This is a genomic window from Lacinutrix himadriensis, from assembly GCF_001418105.1.
In the GTDB taxonomy this organism is placed as follows: domain Bacteria; phylum Bacteroidota; class Bacteroidia; order Flavobacteriales; family Flavobacteriaceae; genus Oceanihabitans; species Oceanihabitans himadriense.
The window spans coordinates 67240-83897 of sequence record NZ_LIQI01000014.1 but is presented as its reverse complement, the minus strand read 5'-3'; the positions used below and the strand labels follow the sequence as shown (position 1 = coordinate 83897).

The 16658-nt window shown below is 31.7% G+C and carries 18 protein-coding genes; 7 read left to right on the top strand and 11 right to left on the bottom strand.

Annotation, left to right across the window (positions count from 1 at the left end; translation table 11 throughout):
• The first annotated feature begins 291 nt into the window (after window positions 1–291).
• Window positions 292–2076 carry an arginine--tRNA ligase gene (argS, locus tag AMD28_RS03870; protein WP_055442854.1) on the top strand — a complete coding sequence of 595 codons (1785 nt, stop codon included), beginning with the start codon at window positions 292–294 and terminating at the stop codon, window positions 2074–2076.
• A 166-nt stretch (window positions 2077–2242) separates the two neighbouring features.
• On the opposite strand, the gene AMD28_RS03865 is transcribed toward argS, so the two are convergent.
• Window positions 2243–2707, bottom strand: a complete 465-nt coding sequence (locus AMD28_RS03865) for a toxin-antitoxin system YwqK family antitoxin (protein WP_055442853.1) — start codon at window positions 2705–2707, stop codon at window positions 2243–2245.
• Window positions 2708–2833: 126 nt separating this feature from the next.
• On the opposite strand from AMD28_RS03865, the gene AMD28_RS03860 reads away from it, so the two are divergent.
• From AMD28_RS03860 to AMD28_RS03845, 4 genes are read left to right on the top strand one after another with little or no spacing between them, the layout of a single operon-like run.
• Window positions 2834–3430: a SprT-like domain-containing protein gene (locus AMD28_RS03860; protein WP_055442852.1), complete on the top strand. Its 597-nt coding sequence runs from the start codon at window positions 2834–2836 to the stop codon at window positions 3428–3430.
• A 4-nt stretch (window positions 3431–3434) separates the two neighbouring features.
• Window positions 3435–4514, top strand: a complete 1080-nt coding sequence (locus tag AMD28_RS03855) for a mannose-1-phosphate guanylyltransferase (RefSeq protein WP_055442851.1) — start codon at window positions 3435–3437, stop codon at window positions 4512–4514.
• A gap of 2 nt (window positions 4515–4516) precedes the next feature.
• Entirely contained in the window at window positions 4517–6049 is a 1533-nt protein-coding gene (locus tag AMD28_RS03850; protein ID WP_055442850.1) for a DUF389 domain-containing protein, read from the top strand.
• A 39-nt stretch (window positions 6050–6088) separates the two neighbouring features.
• Window positions 6089–6667: a hypothetical protein gene (locus tag AMD28_RS03845; RefSeq protein ID WP_055442849.1), complete on the top strand. Its 579-nt coding sequence runs from the start codon at window positions 6089–6091 to the stop codon at window positions 6665–6667.
• Between the two features lie 65 nt (window positions 6668–6732).
• Here the strand turns inward: AMD28_RS03845 and AMD28_RS03840 are convergent, their stop codons facing one another.
• Together AMD28_RS03840 and AMD28_RS03835 are read right to left on the bottom strand one after the other, a co-directional pair.
• A complete protein-coding gene (locus AMD28_RS03840; protein ID WP_055442848.1) occupies window positions 6733–7503 on the bottom strand; it encodes an ABC transporter ATP-binding protein in 771 nt (256 codons plus the stop codon).
• Window positions 7503–8240, bottom strand: coding sequence for an MlaE family ABC transporter permease (locus AMD28_RS03835; RefSeq protein ID WP_055442847.1), 738 nt, complete (start codon window positions 8238–8240; stop codon window positions 7503–7505). Before AMD28_RS03835 ends, AMD28_RS03840 begins: the two co-directional genes overlap by 1 nt.
• Before the next feature lie 122 nt (window positions 8241–8362).
• Between AMD28_RS03835 and pafA the strand changes: the two genes are divergently transcribed.
• A complete protein-coding gene (pafA, locus tag AMD28_RS03830) occupies window positions 8363–10042 on the top strand; it encodes an alkaline phosphatase PafA (RefSeq protein WP_055442846.1) in 1680 nt (559 codons plus the stop codon).
• Window positions 10043–10216: 174 nt separating this feature from the next.
• Here the strand turns inward: pafA and AMD28_RS03825 are convergent, their stop codons facing one another.
• The 7 genes from AMD28_RS03825 to rsfS all read right to left on the bottom strand — a co-directional run bounded on the left by AMD28_RS03825 (window position 10217) and on the right by rsfS (window position 15416).
• A complete protein-coding gene (locus AMD28_RS03825; RefSeq protein ID WP_055442845.1) occupies window positions 10217–10555 on the bottom strand; it encodes an SdpI family protein in 339 nt (112 codons plus the stop codon).
• On the bottom strand, window positions 10552–10818 hold the full coding sequence (locus tag AMD28_RS03820) for an acyl-CoA-binding protein (RefSeq protein ID WP_055442844.1): 267 nt from the start codon (window positions 10816–10818) through the stop codon (window positions 10552–10554). Before AMD28_RS03820 ends, AMD28_RS03825 begins: the two co-directional genes overlap by 4 nt.
• Window positions 10818–11468 (bottom strand): phosphatidylserine decarboxylase family protein, encoded by a 651-nt coding sequence (locus AMD28_RS03815; RefSeq protein ID WP_055442843.1) that lies wholly within the window; start codon window positions 11466–11468, stop codon window positions 10818–10820. Before AMD28_RS03815 ends, AMD28_RS03820 begins: the two co-directional genes overlap by 1 nt.
• On the bottom strand, window positions 11458–12279 hold the full coding sequence (locus AMD28_RS03810) for a phosphatidate cytidylyltransferase (protein WP_055442842.1): 822 nt from the start codon (window positions 12277–12279) through the stop codon (window positions 11458–11460). The genes AMD28_RS03815 and AMD28_RS03810 overlap by 11 nt, the downstream gene beginning before the upstream one ends.
• A gap of 89 nt (window positions 12280–12368) precedes the next feature.
• Entirely contained in the window at window positions 12369–12977 is a 609-nt protein-coding gene (locus AMD28_RS03805) for an LUD domain-containing protein (protein WP_055442841.1), read from the bottom strand.
• A gap of 117 nt (window positions 12978–13094) precedes the next feature.
• Window positions 13095–15014, bottom strand: coding sequence for an ATP-dependent zinc metalloprotease FtsH (gene ftsH, locus AMD28_RS03800; RefSeq protein ID WP_055442840.1), 1920 nt, complete (start codon window positions 15012–15014; stop codon window positions 13095–13097).
• 30 nt (window positions 15015–15044) lie between these two features.
• Window positions 15045–15416: a ribosome silencing factor gene (rsfS, locus tag AMD28_RS03795; RefSeq protein WP_055442839.1), complete on the bottom strand. Its 372-nt coding sequence runs from the start codon at window positions 15414–15416 to the stop codon at window positions 15045–15047.
• An 86-nt stretch (window positions 15417–15502) separates the two neighbouring features.
• Here rsfS and AMD28_RS03790 point away from each other — a divergent pair, with 86 nt between their 5' ends.
• Window positions 15503–16234, top strand: coding sequence for a biotin--[acetyl-CoA-carboxylase] ligase (locus tag AMD28_RS03790; RefSeq protein ID WP_055442838.1), 732 nt, complete (start codon window positions 15503–15505; stop codon window positions 16232–16234).
• On the opposite strand, the gene AMD28_RS03785 is transcribed toward AMD28_RS03790, so the two are convergent.
• Window positions 16231–16626 (bottom strand): hypothetical protein, encoded by a 396-nt coding sequence (locus tag AMD28_RS03785; protein WP_055442837.1) that lies wholly within the window; start codon window positions 16624–16626, stop codon window positions 16231–16233. The genes AMD28_RS03790 and AMD28_RS03785 overlap by 4 nt on opposite strands.
• Between the last annotated feature and the right edge of the window lie 32 nt (window positions 16627–16658).

The following is a 16658-nucleotide window of genomic DNA, read 5'->3' as shown; positions in this document are numbered from 1 at the left end:
AAAATATCTAGTTTTTTAGGGATAAGATAAAATTTCTTGAAGGACAAAACTCAATAAAACAGATTTAATAAACTAATTAAAGCGATTTAATGCAGAAAAATTAGATAAAGTGAGCGTTTATTTTGGTGAACAATAATTTTACAGACAAAACACTAAAAACTAGGACTAAAAGAGCCTGTTTTTCACTCTAAAAAACCGAAATCTTATAGCTTTTTGTGTTTTAGTTTATGGTTTTGCTAAATTTTTCCGGCAATAAAATGCTATATTTGCAACCTTAAAATGAAATGCAAAATGAGCCTTCAAAACACGTTATCCAATCATATAAAACAAGCAGTTACTTCTATTTATAAAGTAGATTTAGAAACAGTAGAATTTCAAGCAACCAGAAAAGAGTTTGCAGGAGATATTACGGTTGTGGTTTTTCCTATGCTACGCGCAATAAAAGGGAACCCAATGCAAATAGGGGAAGCTATTGGTAATTACTTGGTGGAAAATGTAGAAGATGTGAAAGCTTTTAATGTGGTTAAAGGTTTTTTAAATGTGGAAATTAATGAAGGCTATTATGTCGATTTTTTCAACACTATTAAAAGCGATACTACTTTTGGTTTTGTAAAACCTGCTGCAAATGAAAAAGCGGTAATGGTAGAATATTCTTCACCTAATACCAATAAACCTTTGCATTTAGGACATGTACGTAATAACTTGTTAGGATATAGTGTTGCCGAAATTATTAAAGCTTCTGGTAAAAAAGTATACAAAACACAGATTATTAATGACAGAGGAATTCATATTTGTAAATCTATGCTGGCTTGGCAACGTTTTGGAAATAACGAAACGCCAGAATCTACAGGATTAAAAGGCGATAAATTAGTTGGTAATTACTATGTGAAATTTGACCAAGAATATAAAAAGGAAATTCAAGATTTAATAGCTAAAGGACAAACCGAAGACGAAGCTAAAAAGAATGCTCCAATTTTATTAGAAGCACAACAAATGCTGATTAAATGGGAAGCAGGAGATGAAGACGTAGTGGCACTTTGGACTAAGATGAACAATTGGGTGTATGACGGATTCAATATTACGTATAAAAATTTAGGAGTAGATTTTGATACCTTATACCACGAAAGCAAAACCTATTTATTAGGAAAAGAATTTGTTGCCGAAGGTTTAAAAACAGGCGTTTTCTTTGCGAAAGAAGATGGTTCCGTTTGGTGTGATTTGACTGAAGATGGTTTAGACGAAAAAATTGTATTGCGTAGTGATGGTACTGCAGTTTATATGACCCAAGATATTGGTACTGCAATACAACGTGTAAAAGATTATCCCGATGTTGGAGGAATGGTATATACCGTTGGTAATGAACAAGATTATCACTTTCAAGTATTGTTTTTAATTCTGAAGAAACTCGGATTCGATTGGGCTAAAAACCTATTTCATTTAAGTTACGGAATGGTAGATTTACCTTCCGGAAAAATGAAAAGTAGAGAAGGTACCGTTGTCGATGCCGATGATTTAATTACAGAAATGGCGAATACTGCTGGCGAAATTTCACAAGAACTTGGGAAACTAGAAAGCTATTCTACCGAAGAAAAGCAAGAACTTTATAAAACCATTGGACTTGGTGCATTAAAATATTATATATTAAAAGTAGACCCTAAAAAACGTATTTTGTTTGATCCTAAAAGTTCTATCGACTTTCAAGGAAATACAGGTCCTTTTATACAATATACCTACGCTAGAATACAATCTATTTTACGTAAAGCAGATGTAGACGCTACTGTCACATTGAGCGCAAAAGAAGTTTCGTTACACGAAAAAGAAAAAGAATTAATTAAACAATTACAGCTTTTTCCAGAAGTAATACAAAACGCAGCAGCAAATCATAGCCCTGCTTTAGTTGCAAATTATACGTATGACTTGGTAAAAGAATTTAACTCTTTTTACCAAAATGTATCTATTCTTGGAGCAGACACAGCAAATGAAAAAGTGTTTAGAGTACAATTAGCACAAACGGTTTCAAATACTATTAAAAATGCCTTTGGTTTACTAGGAGTGCAAGTTCCAGAAAGAATGTAACAAAATTCCTGCGTAGGCAAGAATCTTATGATTTTTGGTTATTTCTTTTAATGTATTAGCTTGCGAGGGAATCTTGAAAGAAATTAAGAAGTCGCAAATGTGTAACTGCCTTTGTGGAAGATCAAAACAAGTAGCTTTTTATTAAGGTTATGAGTTAATTGTGTTTTTAGTTTTTTTCTTCAGCTTTATTCTTTTCATATACTAGTTTCGGAACTCTTTCTCCAAACCAATAATAAACCTCTTTATCATAAAACAACCCAATTCCGTGTAGAATGCCATTGGAATATGGAATTTTTCGCATTATTGTTTTTCCTGAATCTTCATATTCTATCCAAAGACCATTTGGAAGTCCGTTTTTAAAATATTTTTCTCTAATGGTCGTCTCATTATAAATGGTTGTAGATTTTCCTTCCGCTTTTCCGTTTATAAATTCAGTAAGGCTGTATTGGTTTGGTAAAACTCCCGATATTTTATACATTCCAGATAATAATTTTCCGTTTTTAGAAACAGTCATTTCTGTGGAGTCGATATTCGATTCAAATTTCAAATCACACATTTCAACTTTCTTATATTCTTGAGCAGATGTATGGTAAATAAATAATAAAAATAAAATGGTTAATGTCTTTTTCATATTAGTGAGTTATATTATTGCTAATGTTTCATTGGTATAAAATTGTTTCTACATTTTTTATTACCAATGCTATGAAGTTAATTAATTTCCTTCACTAAGTCAAATAGATAAACTATTTTTGCTTTCATGCAAAACACGCTTCAAAATCACATTCCAGCGCAAGCGATACCCTATGTTTTAAACTTATTAAAACAGGATAATTTGGTCGTTAAAATAAAAAAAGAACGTAAAACCAGACATGGAGATTATAGAAGACTTCCAAATAACAAACACCAAATAACTATTAACGCGAATCTAAATAGCTACCGATTTTTAATTACTTTAATTCACGAAATAGCACATTTAGAAGCCTTTACCAATTACGGAAGATTTATAAAACCACATGGCAAAGAGTGGAAGCAAACGTTTCAGCATTTAATGCTTCCTGTTTTAAACCCAGAAGTGTTTCCAATGCAATTATTGCCTTTATTAGCAAACCACTTTAAAAACCCAAAAGCGTCAAGCGATACAGATACGCAATTGGCCTTAGCTTTAAAGCAATTCGACGAACCAAATGATAAGCATTACGTTTTTCAAGTACCTTTGGGTAAATCCTTTAAGCTTTACAATGGTAAAGTGTTTACTAAAGGACAAAAACGAGTTAAACGTATTGAGTGCATAGAAGTTGCATCCGGAAAAATGTATCTTTTTAATCCCAATGCTGAAGTAGAATTATTAAATTAGTAATATGAATAAAAATAATTATGCCATATTAATGGCTGGAGGAGTAGGATCAAGGTTTTGGCCAATAAGTACCAAAGAATTTCCAAAACAGTTTCACGATATGTTAGGAACTGGAGAAACGCTTATTCAAAAAACATTCCATCGTTTAGCAAAAATAATTCCGCAAGAGAATATATTCATATTAACTAATGAAATTTATAATGATTTGGTGTTTGCCCAATTGCCACAAGTAACCAAACGTCAAGTAGTTTTAGAGCCAGCAATGCGTAATACAGCTCCATGTATTTTGTATGCTTCTTTAAAAATTCAGAAAGAAAATAAAGATGCAGTTATGATTGTTGCACCAAGTGACCACTGGATTGAAGATGAAAATGCATTCACACAAAACGTACAACAAGCTTTTGATTTTTGTGCAGAAAATGATGCACTAATGACTCTTGGTATTCAACCTACATTTCCGAATACGGGATTTGGTTATATTGAGTTTGATAAAGAAACCAAGGATGCCATTAAAACGGTAGAGCAATTTAGAGAAAAGCCAGATTACAAAACAGCTAAAGAGTTTATTGCACAAGGTAATTTTTTATGGAATGCAGGGATTTTTATGTGGAGTGCAAATAGTGTGGTAAATGCTTTTAAAAACAATCAGCCAGAATTATTTAGTCTGTTCGAGCAAGGTTATGAGGTTTATAATACCGACTTTGAAGACGATTTTATTCTAGAGAATTACGCTAAAGCGGAAAACATTTCGGTGGATTATGCCATTATGGAAAAATCGGAAAATGTATACGTATTACCAGCAACCTTTGATTGGAATGATCTAGGAACTTGGGGAAGCTTGTATGATAAATTAGATAAAGACGAAAACAACAATGCCGTTGTAAACGCTAGAACGCTAACCGAAGATGCTTCTGGAAATATGATACGTACCAAAAAAGATAAAATTGTGGTAGTAGATGGTTTACAGGATTATATAATTGTAGATAAAGACGAAGTTTTGCTTATATTTCCGAAAGCAAAGGAACAAGATATTAAAAAAGTACTCCAAAAGGTGAAAGATAATTTTGGTGAGAATTATGGTTAATTATGAGCGAAGAAAATAAATTTAATTTTTCTGAAGAAGAAAACACAGCCAAGGAAAAGGCTGCTAAAGATAATGCAGCTAAAGACAACATCGCTAAAGATGAGGCTGTAAAGCAATCTAAAAAGGCTGTACAAGATGGAGCAAAAGGTTTATTGCAAAGTATCAAACAGTTTTTTAGTGAGCTTTTAGACTTTAGAGAAGACACGGATAGAGATGCAACTATTGAAGCCATAAAATTAGATATTCCCTTTAAAGGTGCAACAGCTTGGATTTTAATTTGCTCTATTTTTGTGGCATCGGTTGGTTTAAATGCAAATTCTACAGCAGTTGTAATTGGAGCCATGTTAATTTCACCATTAATGGGGCCAATTCTTGGTATCGGACTTTCAGTAGCCATTAATGATATAGACACCTTAAAAAAATCACTGATCAATTTTGGTGTCATGATTTTATTAAGTGTACTTACTGCATTTTTATTTTTTAAGTTTTTTCCATTACAAGAACAGTCTTCAGAATTATTAGCCAGAACAAAACCAGATATTAGGGATGTTTTGATAGCCTTTTTTGGAGGTCTTGCCTTAATTATTGCTAGAACAAAAAAGGGAACTATTGCCTCTGTTATTTTTGGTGTAGCAATTGCCACAGCATTAATGCCTCCTTTATGTACGGTTGGTTACGGATTAGCATATGCAATGAATGATGATTTTTCTGTAGGAATACAATTTGCTACAGGTGCCATGTATTTGTTTACTATAAACACCATATTTATTGCTTTAGCTACGTTTTTAGTACTTAAAGTACTTCGTTTTCCTATGCTTAAATATGCGAATTCGGCAAAACGTAAACGTATTTCTAGATTGGCTTCGTTTGTGGCTATTTTAGTAATGATTCCTGCAGTACTTACTTTTTTAAATGTATTACGTGAAAGTAATTTTACTAATGATGCAAAACGTTTTATCTCGCATGAGTTAGAAGCATTACCTAATGCAAACTATATTAAAAAGAATGCGACTTATATTTATAACCCTACCGATGTTTCTACTATTGAATTAACCACTTTTGGTGCAGATGAAATTCCGGAAGCTACCGTTGCTGTTTTAGAACAACGTTTTAATAATTACAATGCTTTAAAAGATGTTAAGTTACAGGTAAATCAAGTGAAAAATAGAATTGTAAATAACCTGGAATATATGGAAGAATTGCGTACTCGTGATTCTTTAGATATGATGTCGCAACAGCAAAAAATTACGTATTTAGAAGATAAGGTTAGACAATTATCTAAGTTTGAACATGACTATATTCCTTTTGAGGAATTAAGCCAAGAAGTGAAGATTAACTACGAAACCGTAGAACAATTTTCTTATGCAAATGTTATCAATTCTGACTTTTTAAAAGTGGATACACTTTCGGTATTCACCGTAAAATGGAATGATTCTTTAACAACTCCTGAAAGCAGGATAAAAGATAAAACAAAACTGGAAAACTGGTTAAAACTAAAGTTGAAATTGGATACTTTAGTGGTGCAGCAGAAGTAATTATTTATAGAAAAAATTTCTTAGAACTAAAGAAACGTATTGAAAGCGAAACAGACATATTTAAAAGGAAAATCCGTTTTTATAGTTTCAATACTAGTACTCGTTGTTACCATTCTAACCGTTTATTTTACAGGAGAAAATTATAATAGAACGGTAACTTCTAATTTGTATTTTTCATTAGCAATCATAGGAATATTTCTGTTTCTATTTATGACTTACGGACTTTATAAAGGAATCGCATTAACGGATAATTTTCCAAAATTCAAGAACTTTAAAACAGGCAATATTATTGCTCAGTCAGGCACGTTTCCTGACTTGCGAAGCATTGAAGTTGGAGATGGGATTGTTGGTTTGATAATGTCCATACTATTATGGATTGGAATGACAATAGTGGTTTTTATCCTTTTGATTTTGTTAGAAGCTGTCTTTTGGATTTCCATATTTATAATTTTAGCAATGCTATATTGGGTGTTCTTTAGAGCATTAAAACTGGTGTTTTCTAAAGGCGAACAAACAAAAGGAGATCTTGGCGCTTCGGCAAGCTATTCTATAGCGTACACAGTATTTTATTTAGGTTGGATATTTGGAATAGTATATCTGTCAGCCTTACTAAGATGAGATTTTTAGTAGCCAACCATTTTTATAATGAAATTGCTATAGATTTATTTTACGGAGACTGAAAACTATTTCTTATGCTCTTCTAAGTACATTTTACGTACTTTCTTAAAAAGTTCAGACGAGTATACAAAGTCCGTTACGACTTCATTATCAGTAATGAAAATGTTTTCTTTAGAACCTTCCCAAGCTTTTAAACCATCTTTTAAAAACACAATTTTTTCACCAATTTCCATTACAGAATTCATGTCATGTGTATTAATAATGGTAGTGATATCGTATTCGTCTGTAATTTCTTGAATCAAGTTGTCAATAACAATTGCTGTTTTTGGATCTAATCCAGAATTTGGTTCATCACAAAACAAATACTTCGGATTGTTTACAATTGCTCTAGCAATAGCTACACGTTTTTGCATTCCACCAGAAGCTTCACTTGGCATTTTATTATGCGCATCGGGAAGATTAACACGTTTTAAAACAAAATTGACACGATCTTCCATTTCGCTTTTACTTTGCTTGGTAAACATGCGTAAAGGAAACATTACATTTTCTGCAATCGTCATAGAATCAAATAAAGCAGAACCTTGAAAAACCATTCCCATTTCGCTACGTAAATCTCGTTTTTGATCTGTGCTTAATTCTGAATATATTTTACCATCATACGAAATAGATCCTTCATCTTTTTCAAATAATCCTAAAAGACATTTTAAAAAAACCGTTTTACCAGAACCACTTTGCCCAATAACTAAACTGGTTTTTCCATTTTCAAAAGTGGTAGTAATTCCTTTTAAAATATGGGCATCTCCAAACGACTTATGTAAATCTTTAACTTCTATCATTAGCTTAACAACATTTGGGTTAGTATATAATTTAAAAGAATAATAACCACACTGGTCCAAACAAAGGCAGTGGTACTTGCTTTACCAACTTCTAATGCACCACCTTTCATATAAAAACCATGAAAAGAAGGTATGGTTGCTAAAAGAAAAGCAAAAGCAAAGGTTTTAATAAATGCATAAGCAATATGAAAGGGTATAAAATCGGTTTGAATACCAACAATATAATCATCTATAGAACTATAACCACCAAAAAAGCATGCTGCCATTCCGCCAACGATACCTAAAAACATTGCGATAGAAATCACAAAAGGATACAACATAAGTGCAATAAACTTAGGGAAAACTAAATAGTTTACGGCATTAATTCCCATAACTTCTAAAGCATCAATTTGTTCTGTAACTCGCATGGTACCTATACTAGAAGTAATAAAAGAACCCACTTTTCCTGCCATAATAATGGAAATAAAAGTAGGTGCGAATTCTAATATAATCGATTGCCTAGTCGCAAAACCAACTAAATATTTTGGTATTAAAGGATTGTCAATGTTTAATGCCGTTTGTATAGTAACAACACCACCAACAAAAAAGGAAATAAATGCTACAATACCAAGAGAACCCATGATTAGGTCATCTATATCTTTAAAGATTAATGTTTTCATCACAGACCATTTTGTTGGTTTGCGAAACATGTCTTTAATCATTAAAAAATAAGCTCCTATATTATGAAGGTATGTCATAAATAAATTTGTTAATGCTAAAGTATAAAACTATGACGTATTTAACGATAAATTAATTGAAAAAGGAAAATTTAAAAGCTATAAATCTGTATTTTTGATGCTATAAATCTAATCATACTATTATGAAGTCTTTATTATACGTTTTTGTATTTGCCTTATTTTTTAGTTGCAAAGCACAAACAGAGTACACCGCACAAGTAAATCAAGAAAGTAAAACAGCAACTGCAACCGATGAAAACTCTAGGCCAAAACTAGTGGTTGGTATTGTTGTAGATCAAATGCGTTACGATTATTTAACGCGTTTTTACAGTAAGTTTGGTGATGGTGGTTTTAAGAAATTAATAAATCAAGGTTTTAATTGTAAAAACAATCATTATAATTATATCCCAACATACACAGGACCTGGACACACTTCGGTTTATACGGGAACTACACCAAAATATCATGGCATAATTGCTAATAATTGGTACGATAAGGAAATTAAAGAGATGGTGTATTGTGCAGGAGATGACACTGAAAGTTCTGTTGGTACAGAAGCTACAGCAGGGCAAATGTCGCCGCGTAGAATGAAAACAACAACCTTTGCAGATGAAAACAGATTGTTTACGCAAATGCGAGGAAAAACGATTGGAATTTCTATGAAAGATAGAGGTGCCATTTTACCCGCAGGACATACCGCAAATGCAGCATATTGGTTTCACGGAAGAGATGAAGGAAATTGGATAACAAGTACTTTTTATAGAAGTGATTTGCCAAAATGGGTTACTAATTTTAATGCTTCGGAAGCTGCAGAGTCTTACTTAAAGCCTTGGAATACATTATATGATATTAATACTTATACAGAAAGTGGTGCCGATTTAAATACTTTTGAAGGTGGTTTTAAAGGAAAAGAAACAGCAACATTTCCTTATGATTTAAAAGCATTAAGCAAAGACAATAGAGGATTCGATATTTTAAAGGCTACCGCTTACGGAAACGCTTTAACTGCAGATTTTGCAATAGCTGCACTAGATGGAGAGCAACTAGGTCAAGACGCAATTACAGATGTTTTAACGGTTAGTTTTTCTAGTACAGATTATGTCGGACATAATTTTGGTGTAAACTCTAAAGAAGTTCAAGATACCTACTTGCGTTTAGATAAAGATTTAGAGCGTTTAATTAATGCTTTAGATGCTAAAGTAGGAAAAGGGGAGTACACACTATTTTTAACCTCAGATCACGGTGCAGTAGATGTGCCTTCTTATTTACAAAGTGTCCATATTCCAGCAGGTTATTTTGATTCTAAAGATTTTAGAGGCAAATTAAACAGTTTTTTATCTAAAAAATATGGAGCAAGTGATTTGATAGAAAACAGAAGTAATAATCAAATATTTTTAAATAGATCGCGTATTGCATTACTAGGTTTAGATTTAGAAGAAGTACAAGAAGCATTAGTTGGTGAAATTATTACCTACAAGAAAATAGATAAAGTATATTCTGCAACTACGATGCGAACTACAGACTTTACTAGCGGTATAGAAGAATTATTGCAAAACGGATTTAACCAAAAGCGTTCTGGAGACGTTTTAGTGGTTAATGACCCAGCAGTTATCTCCTATAGTAAAACAGGATCTACACATGGTTCTGGTTTAAACTATGATACCCATGTGCCTCTTTTATTCTACGGAAAAGGAATTAACCACGGAAGCACTTTTAAGAAAACATATATTACCGATATAGCACCAACTATTTCTGCGCTTTTAGGAACTAGTTTTCCTAATGGAGCAACGGGAATTCCTTTGGAGTTTGTGATTGAAGAATAGGTGAATTACTGCGAAGGCAGAAATCTAATCTAAAAAAACAAGCGTTTTATAAAGTAGTAATCTACTTTGTAAAACGCTTTTTATTTTAAATACTACTTCTTTCTTATGAAGGCAGGAATCTAATCAAAAAAAAATACTGGGGAATGTTTTATTTTTCAGAAGTAAAAGAAACGCTTATATATCTTTAAGCTTACTTTCTGTTTTAATAACTAAGAAAATAACAGAACCAATTATTAAAATAGCGCTTATTATTTTCTCTAAATCATCTGGAATAGTAAAGAAGATATTTAAAGTGGAAATTAGAACAAGAGCAAGGCCAAGAACCGCTAATAGTTTCGCAGAATATTTTTGAGAAAAATCCCATTTCTGCTGATTTTGCATAGAACGTCGCGTTCTATAACCATAAAGAGGATTGATTTTCTTTGGTGGAAATACCTGCATAAGAATTCCTGTTATTATAAAAATAATGCCAACTAATGCAGGTATTTCTAACAAGAAATCTAGAGATATCATTTTCTATATAAAAAGTAGTTATTTACTAAGTCTATGTAGGTTTGTTTCGCTTCGTCTTGGGTAATCTTTTGAATTTGAAATAAAGCATTTGTTTTAAATGCGTTTATTATTTCCTTCTTGCTACTAGGTCTGCTGTAGTCATTAGTAGATTTTTTATAGTATGCGTATAGACGTAACAATAGGTCTGCAGGAAAAGGCTCTTTATGCGCATTTATTCTTGCAACAGCATCTCTAAACGTTATTTCTAATTCTTCAGAAGTCATTATTTTTCTGCTATAATACTTTCACCACCACGAACCTTTTGATTCAGTGAAACTTTAATTTTAGTATCTAAAGGTAAATATAAATCTACTCTCGAACCAAATTTAATAAAACCAGAGTCACCACCTTGTATTGCAGTATCTCCTTCTTTTGCATAATTTACAATACGTTTTGCTAATGCTCCAGCAACTTGTCTGTATAATACTTTACCATAAGAAGTGTTTTCTACAACGACTGTAGTACGTTCGTTTTCTTCACTAGACTTTGGATGCCAAGCTACTAAAAACTTTCCTGGATGGTATTTGCTAAATATTACTTTTCCGTTAATAGGATATCTTGTTACGTGCACATTTAAAGGCGACATAAATACACTTACTTGTAGTCTTTTTTCATTGAAAAATTCTTTTTCAAAAACCTCTTCAATAACCACCACTTTACCATCTACAGGCGAAACTACGTTGTTGTCATTGTGGATTGTATTTCTTTTAGGGTTTCTAAAAAATTGAAGTATTAAATATAAGAATACGCCAGCTACAGTAAATAATAGTATTTGAAGCCAATAGAAGCCAACAAACTTATCTATTAACAAACAGGAAACAAGTACAAGTATGAATGTAATTGTTATAATTTTATAACCTTCTTTATGAAACATAATGTAAAATTCTTAAAAATAAATAAATAAAAGGAGCAGCAAATATAATACTATCAAACCTATCTAGCAATCCGCCATGTCCTGGCATAATTACACCACTATCTTTTACTTTGGCTTGACGCTTAAATTTAGACTCTATTAAATCGCCTAAAGTACCAAAGACACTAACTATTATACTTAATATTAACCAGTACGTAAAAGTTAATGTGTGTGTGTATTCTGCAATAAAATAACTAGATATACATGCAAATAGTAAACCTCCAAGAAAGCCTTCTACTGTTTTTTTTGGTGAAATACTAGGGAAAAGTTTTTGTTTTCCAAAACGTGATCCAACCAAGTAAGCAAAAGTATCATTAACCCAAACTAAGATGAAACATCCTAATAGTATGTTCGGATTATATACGGTAAAGTAATTAGCAATAAGTATTAAAAATACAAATGCACTTGAAATATAAAAGGTAGTAAGTATAAATCTTTTAGAGCTAAAAAGAGGGATTGTTTTTTCTGAAAACAAATCTTTAATTAATAATAAAAGAACAAAAATGGTAATTACTTGTAGTATTTGTGTGGCTTCGTCTAGTCCTACAGAAGAATTCATTACTAACTGCCAATAGCCAAAAATAAAATAGATAATGGTAAAAACAATATAAGAAATAAAACCTTTAAACTGAATAAGCTTTTTAAATTCGGCTAAACAGATAAGGCCAAAAACAAAAAATAGAATGATTAATGCATGTTTATTATACAAAGAAAAGACTAGTAATAGTACATAAATTAATCCTGAAAATGCGCGAATAGCAATGTCTTTCATCTGTTGAGTTTGGTTTTTTTTAAAGGACAGATGTAATGTCTCTACCGTTTTTGTCTAATAATAGTAAATGCATTTTTTTACATTTCATTTTAAAGATCTTCTAAAAGCAGCAAATATAGGTTTTTTGAACTACTTCCATAGGTTAAGAAGTCTTTTTCATCACAAGATTTAAAGTGTTTAATAGTCGTGATGTTTGTAGGGATTCTTTGTTTGTTTTTCTTTTTAATTCCTTTTAAGCCTTCTCCAATATTTTCTACAATCTGACTTGTGGTAGAGAATATAATAAAGTTATCTGGTAATTCATTTAGCTTTTTTTCTGCAATTTGATTAGAAGAAATAAGTAGTGAGCCATCATCTGCTATAAGATTTTCGCAAGTGGTAAGCATGTATTCTGCTTCAGGAATTTTTTTGGTAACTTTTAAATTAGAGGAGGAAAACTTGTCTTTTAGATTATCGTCTAGAATAAACGCGCTAGCTTCTTGCCAATTATTTTCACTAATAATGTGCTGCATACAATCAAAAACTTCATTTAAATTTTCGCAATACAAGAACTTTCCGCCATTAGATTTAAAGTTTATAGTAAACTTTTCATCTATTGGTAGCTTTATTTCTGGCATATATTTGCCACGTTTGTCCGATTGTAATTCTTCCTCTTTTGTGTCAGATTTGGAACCAAAAATTTTTCTAAAAAGACTCATTTAAATTATAGCAGGTTATGCTTTCGCTATAGCGTTTATCAAAGATAAAAAATCTTAAACTAACCAATGGGTTAATTTAAGATTTTAAATTAATGTTAACATTTTTTTTTGAAAAAATTACTTATCTATAAGCACTTCTTTTTCTGTATCAAAAGGACGTTTTCCTAAAAGTTCTTCTAAATCATCTTTAAAAATAACTTCTCTTTCTATAAGTCTATTTGCTAATTTATCTAGTACATCTCTTTTAGACTCTAATAAATCTAATGCACGTTGAAACTGCGTTTCGATAATGTTTTTAATTTCACCATCAATTAACTCTGCTGTTTTTTCGCTATATGGTTTTACAAATCCGCCTTCTCCTGCAGGATCGTAATAAGTGATATTTCCTATTTTTTCGTTTAAGCCATAAATCATAACCATCGCTTTCGCTTTTTTGGTAACACTTTCTAAATCGCTTAAAGCACCTGTAGAAATTTGATTAAAGACTATTTTTTCGGCAGCACGTCCTCCCATAGTTACACATATTTCATCTAGAAACTTTTCTGTTCTAGTAATATATGCTTCTTGTGGCAAGTACCAAGCAGCACCTAAAGATCTTCCTCTTGGTACAATAGTTACTTTTACTAAAGGATCTGCATGTTCTAAAAACCAGCTTACTGCTGCGTGACCAGCTTCGTGGTATGCAATAGTTTTCTTTTCTTCCACAGAAAATAAGTTGCTTCTTCTTTCCAGTCCACCAACAATTCTATCTACAGCGTCTAAGAAATCTTGCTTTTCTACTGCTTTTTTATCTGTTCTTGCTGCTATTAATGCCGCTTCGTTACAAAGGTTTGCAATGTCTGCTCCAGAAAACCCTGGTGTTTGTTTTGCTAAGAAATCGATATCTAACCCTTCTACCTTTTTAAGAGGTCTTAAATGCACATCAAAAATGGCACGTCTTTCTGTTAAATTTGGTAAGTCTACAAAGATTTGTCTGTCAAAACGTCCAGCACGCATTAATGCTTTATCTAAAATATCTGCTCTATTGGTAGCAGCTATTACAATCACATTGGTATTGGTACCAAAACCATCCATTTCTGTTAGTAATTGGTTTAATGTGTTTTCACGCTCGTCATTACTTCCAGACATGGCGTTTTTACCTCTTGCACGACCAATAGCATCTATTTCATCAATAAAAATAATTGCTGGTGATTTTTCTTTTGCTTGTTTGAATAAATCTCTAACACGAGAGGCACCAACACCTACAAACATTTCCACAAAATCTGATCCAGATAGTGAAAAGAAAGGAACTTTCGCTTCTCCTGCTACTGCTTTTGCTAATAAGGTTTTTCCTGTTCCAGGAGGTCCTACTAGTAAAGCTCCTTTTGGTATTTTACCCCCTAGGTTTGTATATTTTTCTGGGCTTTTTAAGAAATCTACAATTTCTTGAACCTCTTCTTTAGCACCTTCTAAACCAGCAACATCTTTAAAGGATGTTTTTACTTCTGTGTTTTCGTCAAAAAGTTTTGCTTTAGATTTTCCTATATTGAATATTTGTCCGCCAGCACCACCTCCAGAACCTCCAGACATGCGTCGCATAATAAATACCCAAACACCAATTAAAAGTATAAATGGTATTAAACCAATAATTAAATCTCCCCAAGCATTAGAAACGGTTTTGTTACTTAAAATATCGTATTTACCGATTGCTTTAAGGTCGTTTTCAAAGTTTTGTAAGTCACCAATCTCAAAACTGTAATTTGGTAGTTTTGTAGAACTAGGTATAAAACTAGAAGGTTTCGATTTTTTATGTGTTTCTTTTTCTTGCGCTTCTTTTGTTAAATAAACGTTTGCTTCGTGCCTGTTTATTATTTCAACTTTTGCAACTTCATTATCTTTTGCGTATTCAAAAAATTGTGAAGGAGTAATTGTTTTAGCGTCTTGTAAACCACTTCCGCCTAAAAATTGCATTGCAATAAAAATGGCTATTATGCCACCATAAATCCAATAGTAATTAAACTTAGGTTTTTTGCTATTTGTATTTTTTTCGTTTGCCATATGTATTTCCCACAAAAGTGGTAATCCTGTTTAGTATTTAGATTCTATAACTGTCGTTTTTGCGTCTCCCCAAAGACTTTCAATGTCATAATACTCTCTAATGTGTTTTTGAAATACGTGAACAACAACGTTTACATAATCCATTAAAACCCATTCGGCATTATCTAAACCTTCAATATGCCAAGGTTTATCTTTTAAATCTTTGCTAACTTTTTTCTGTACAGAATTAACAATAGCACTTACTTGTGTGTTTGAAGTACCTTCACAAACTATAAAATAGTCACATACTGTGTTTTCTATTTCTCGTAAATCTAGAATATTTATATTTTGTCCTTTTACATCTTCAATTCCAGATAAAATTCCTGCAATTAGTTGGTCTGGATTTGTTTGTTCTTTTGTCATTAATATGAATTAAATTTGTGCAAAGTTATTATTTTTTTAGTTCTTTATAGTGTTAAAAATCTATAAGATTTAAAACCACTAATATAATGCGTATAATCAAACTTAATGCCATCAACTCTACGAATACTTTTTTAAAAGAATTAAGTAGTGAAGAAGGGGTTGTAGATTATACGGTTGTACAGACAGATTACCAAACTAAAGGTCGCGGACAAATGGGGACTTTGTGGACTGCTAATTCTGGTGAAAACCTTATGTTTAGTGTGTTTAAAGATGTTTCATTTTTAAATTTTAATCAGCATTTTTATATAAGTATCTCTGTTTCAATTGCTCTTATTAAGACGCTTGAAAAACATCAAATTTCTAAATTAAGTATCAAATGGCCGAACGACATTTTGTCAGAAAATAAAAAGATTTGTGGTGTTTTAATTGAAAACAGCATCAAACAAAGCCGATTTAAAGATTCTATTATAGGAATTGGTCTAAATGTAAATCAAACTAATTTTGAAAACTTACCACAAGCATCGTCCTTAAAATTATTAACAGGAAGGCTTTTTAATGTAGATGAAATTTTATTGGATTTTATTGAAAACCTAAAGCATTACTTCATGCTTTTAGAAAATGGTAATTTAGAAACATTGAAAACAACGTATGAAACGTATTTGTTTAGAAAAAATAAACCTTCTACGTTTAAAGACATAGAAGGTGAAATGTTTTCTGGTATTATACAATCTGTTTCGCAAAACGGAAATCTTCAAGTACTTTTAGAAGATAACGTTTTAAAGGAATATGATTTAAAAGAAATTAAACTCTTGTACTAAACCGCTTCTGGCATATTAGCAGCTAATGTTTCAATAAACTTGCTAATTGGTTTTTTTATCATCATTGCCATCATTGTATTAAACTCACCAGCAAAAGATAATTGTACTTCACTTGAGTTTTCTGTAATTTCAATAATATTTGCTGTTAAAGAAAAATCTAATTTTCCTCCGGCTGCACCTAGAACAACTTTATTTGGCGCTACGGTTTCTTTCTTTTTTAAGACAATTTCTGGCATACCTTTTAAAGCAAAAAGAAATTTATCTTCACCTAAAACTTCAAACTTGCTAATGTTTTCAGGCATTAAAGTTTCAAAGTTTTTGATATCGCATAAAAAATCAAAGGTTTCCTGTGCCGATTTTTCAATGGTTGCTTTTGGAGATTGTAAATTCATTGTATTGTTTGTTGTTATTAGTTTACTTGTTT

Bases quoted from the DNA above. Each gene is read 5' to 3' on its own strand.
- argS (WP_055442854.1), top strand. From the start codon at position 292: ATGAGCCTTCAAAACACGTTATCCAATCATATAAAACAAGCAGTTACT.
- AMD28_RS03865 (WP_055442853.1), bottom strand. From the start codon at position 2,707: ATGAAAAAGACATTAACCATTTTATTTTTATTATTTATTTACCATACA.
- AMD28_RS03860 (WP_055442852.1), top strand. From the start codon at position 2,834: ATGCAAAACACGCTTCAAAATCACATTCCAGCGCAAGCGATACCCTAT.
- AMD28_RS03855 (WP_055442851.1), top strand. From the start codon at position 3,435: ATGAATAAAAATAATTATGCCATATTAATGGCTGGAGGAGTAGGATCA.
- AMD28_RS03850 (WP_055442850.1), top strand. From the start codon at position 4,517: ATGAGCGAAGAAAATAAATTTAATTTTTCTGAAGAAGAAAACACAGCC.
- AMD28_RS03840 (WP_055442848.1), bottom strand. From the start codon at position 7,503: ATGATAGAAGTTAAAGATTTACATAAGTCGTTTGGAGATGCCCATATT.
- AMD28_RS03835 (WP_055442847.1), bottom strand. From the start codon at position 8,240: ATGACATACCTTCATAATATAGGAGCTTATTTTTTAATGATTAAAGAC.
- pafA (WP_055442846.1), top strand. From the start codon at position 8,363: ATGAAGTCTTTATTATACGTTTTTGTATTTGCCTTATTTTTTAGTTGC.
- AMD28_RS03825 (WP_055442845.1), bottom strand. From the start codon at position 10,555: ATGATATCTCTAGATTTCTTGTTAGAAATACCTGCATTAGTTGGCATT.
- AMD28_RS03820 (WP_055442844.1), bottom strand. From the start codon at position 10,818: ATGACTTCTGAAGAATTAGAAATAACGTTTAGAGATGCTGTTGCAAGA.
- AMD28_RS03815 (WP_055442843.1), bottom strand. From the start codon at position 11,468: ATGTTTCATAAAGAAGGTTATAAAATTATAACAATTACATTCATACTT.
- AMD28_RS03810 (WP_055442842.1), bottom strand. From the start codon at position 12,279: ATGAAAGACATTGCTATTCGCGCATTTTCAGGATTAATTTATGTACTA.
- AMD28_RS03805 (WP_055442841.1), bottom strand. From the start codon at position 12,977: ATGAGTCTTTTTAGAAAAATTTTTGGTTCCAAATCTGACACAAAAGAG.
- ftsH (WP_055442840.1), bottom strand. From the start codon at position 15,014: ATGGCAAACGAAAAAAATACAAATAGCAAAAAACCTAAGTTTAATTAC.
- rsfS (WP_055442839.1), bottom strand. From the start codon at position 15,416: ATGACAAAAGAACAAACAAATCCAGACCAACTAATTGCAGGAATTTTA.
- AMD28_RS03790 (WP_055442838.1), top strand. From the start codon at position 15,503: ATGCGTATAATCAAACTTAATGCCATCAACTCTACGAATACTTTTTTA.
- AMD28_RS03785 (WP_055442837.1), bottom strand. From the start codon at position 16,626: ATGAATTTACAATCTCCAAAAGCAACCATTGAAAAATCGGCACAGGAA.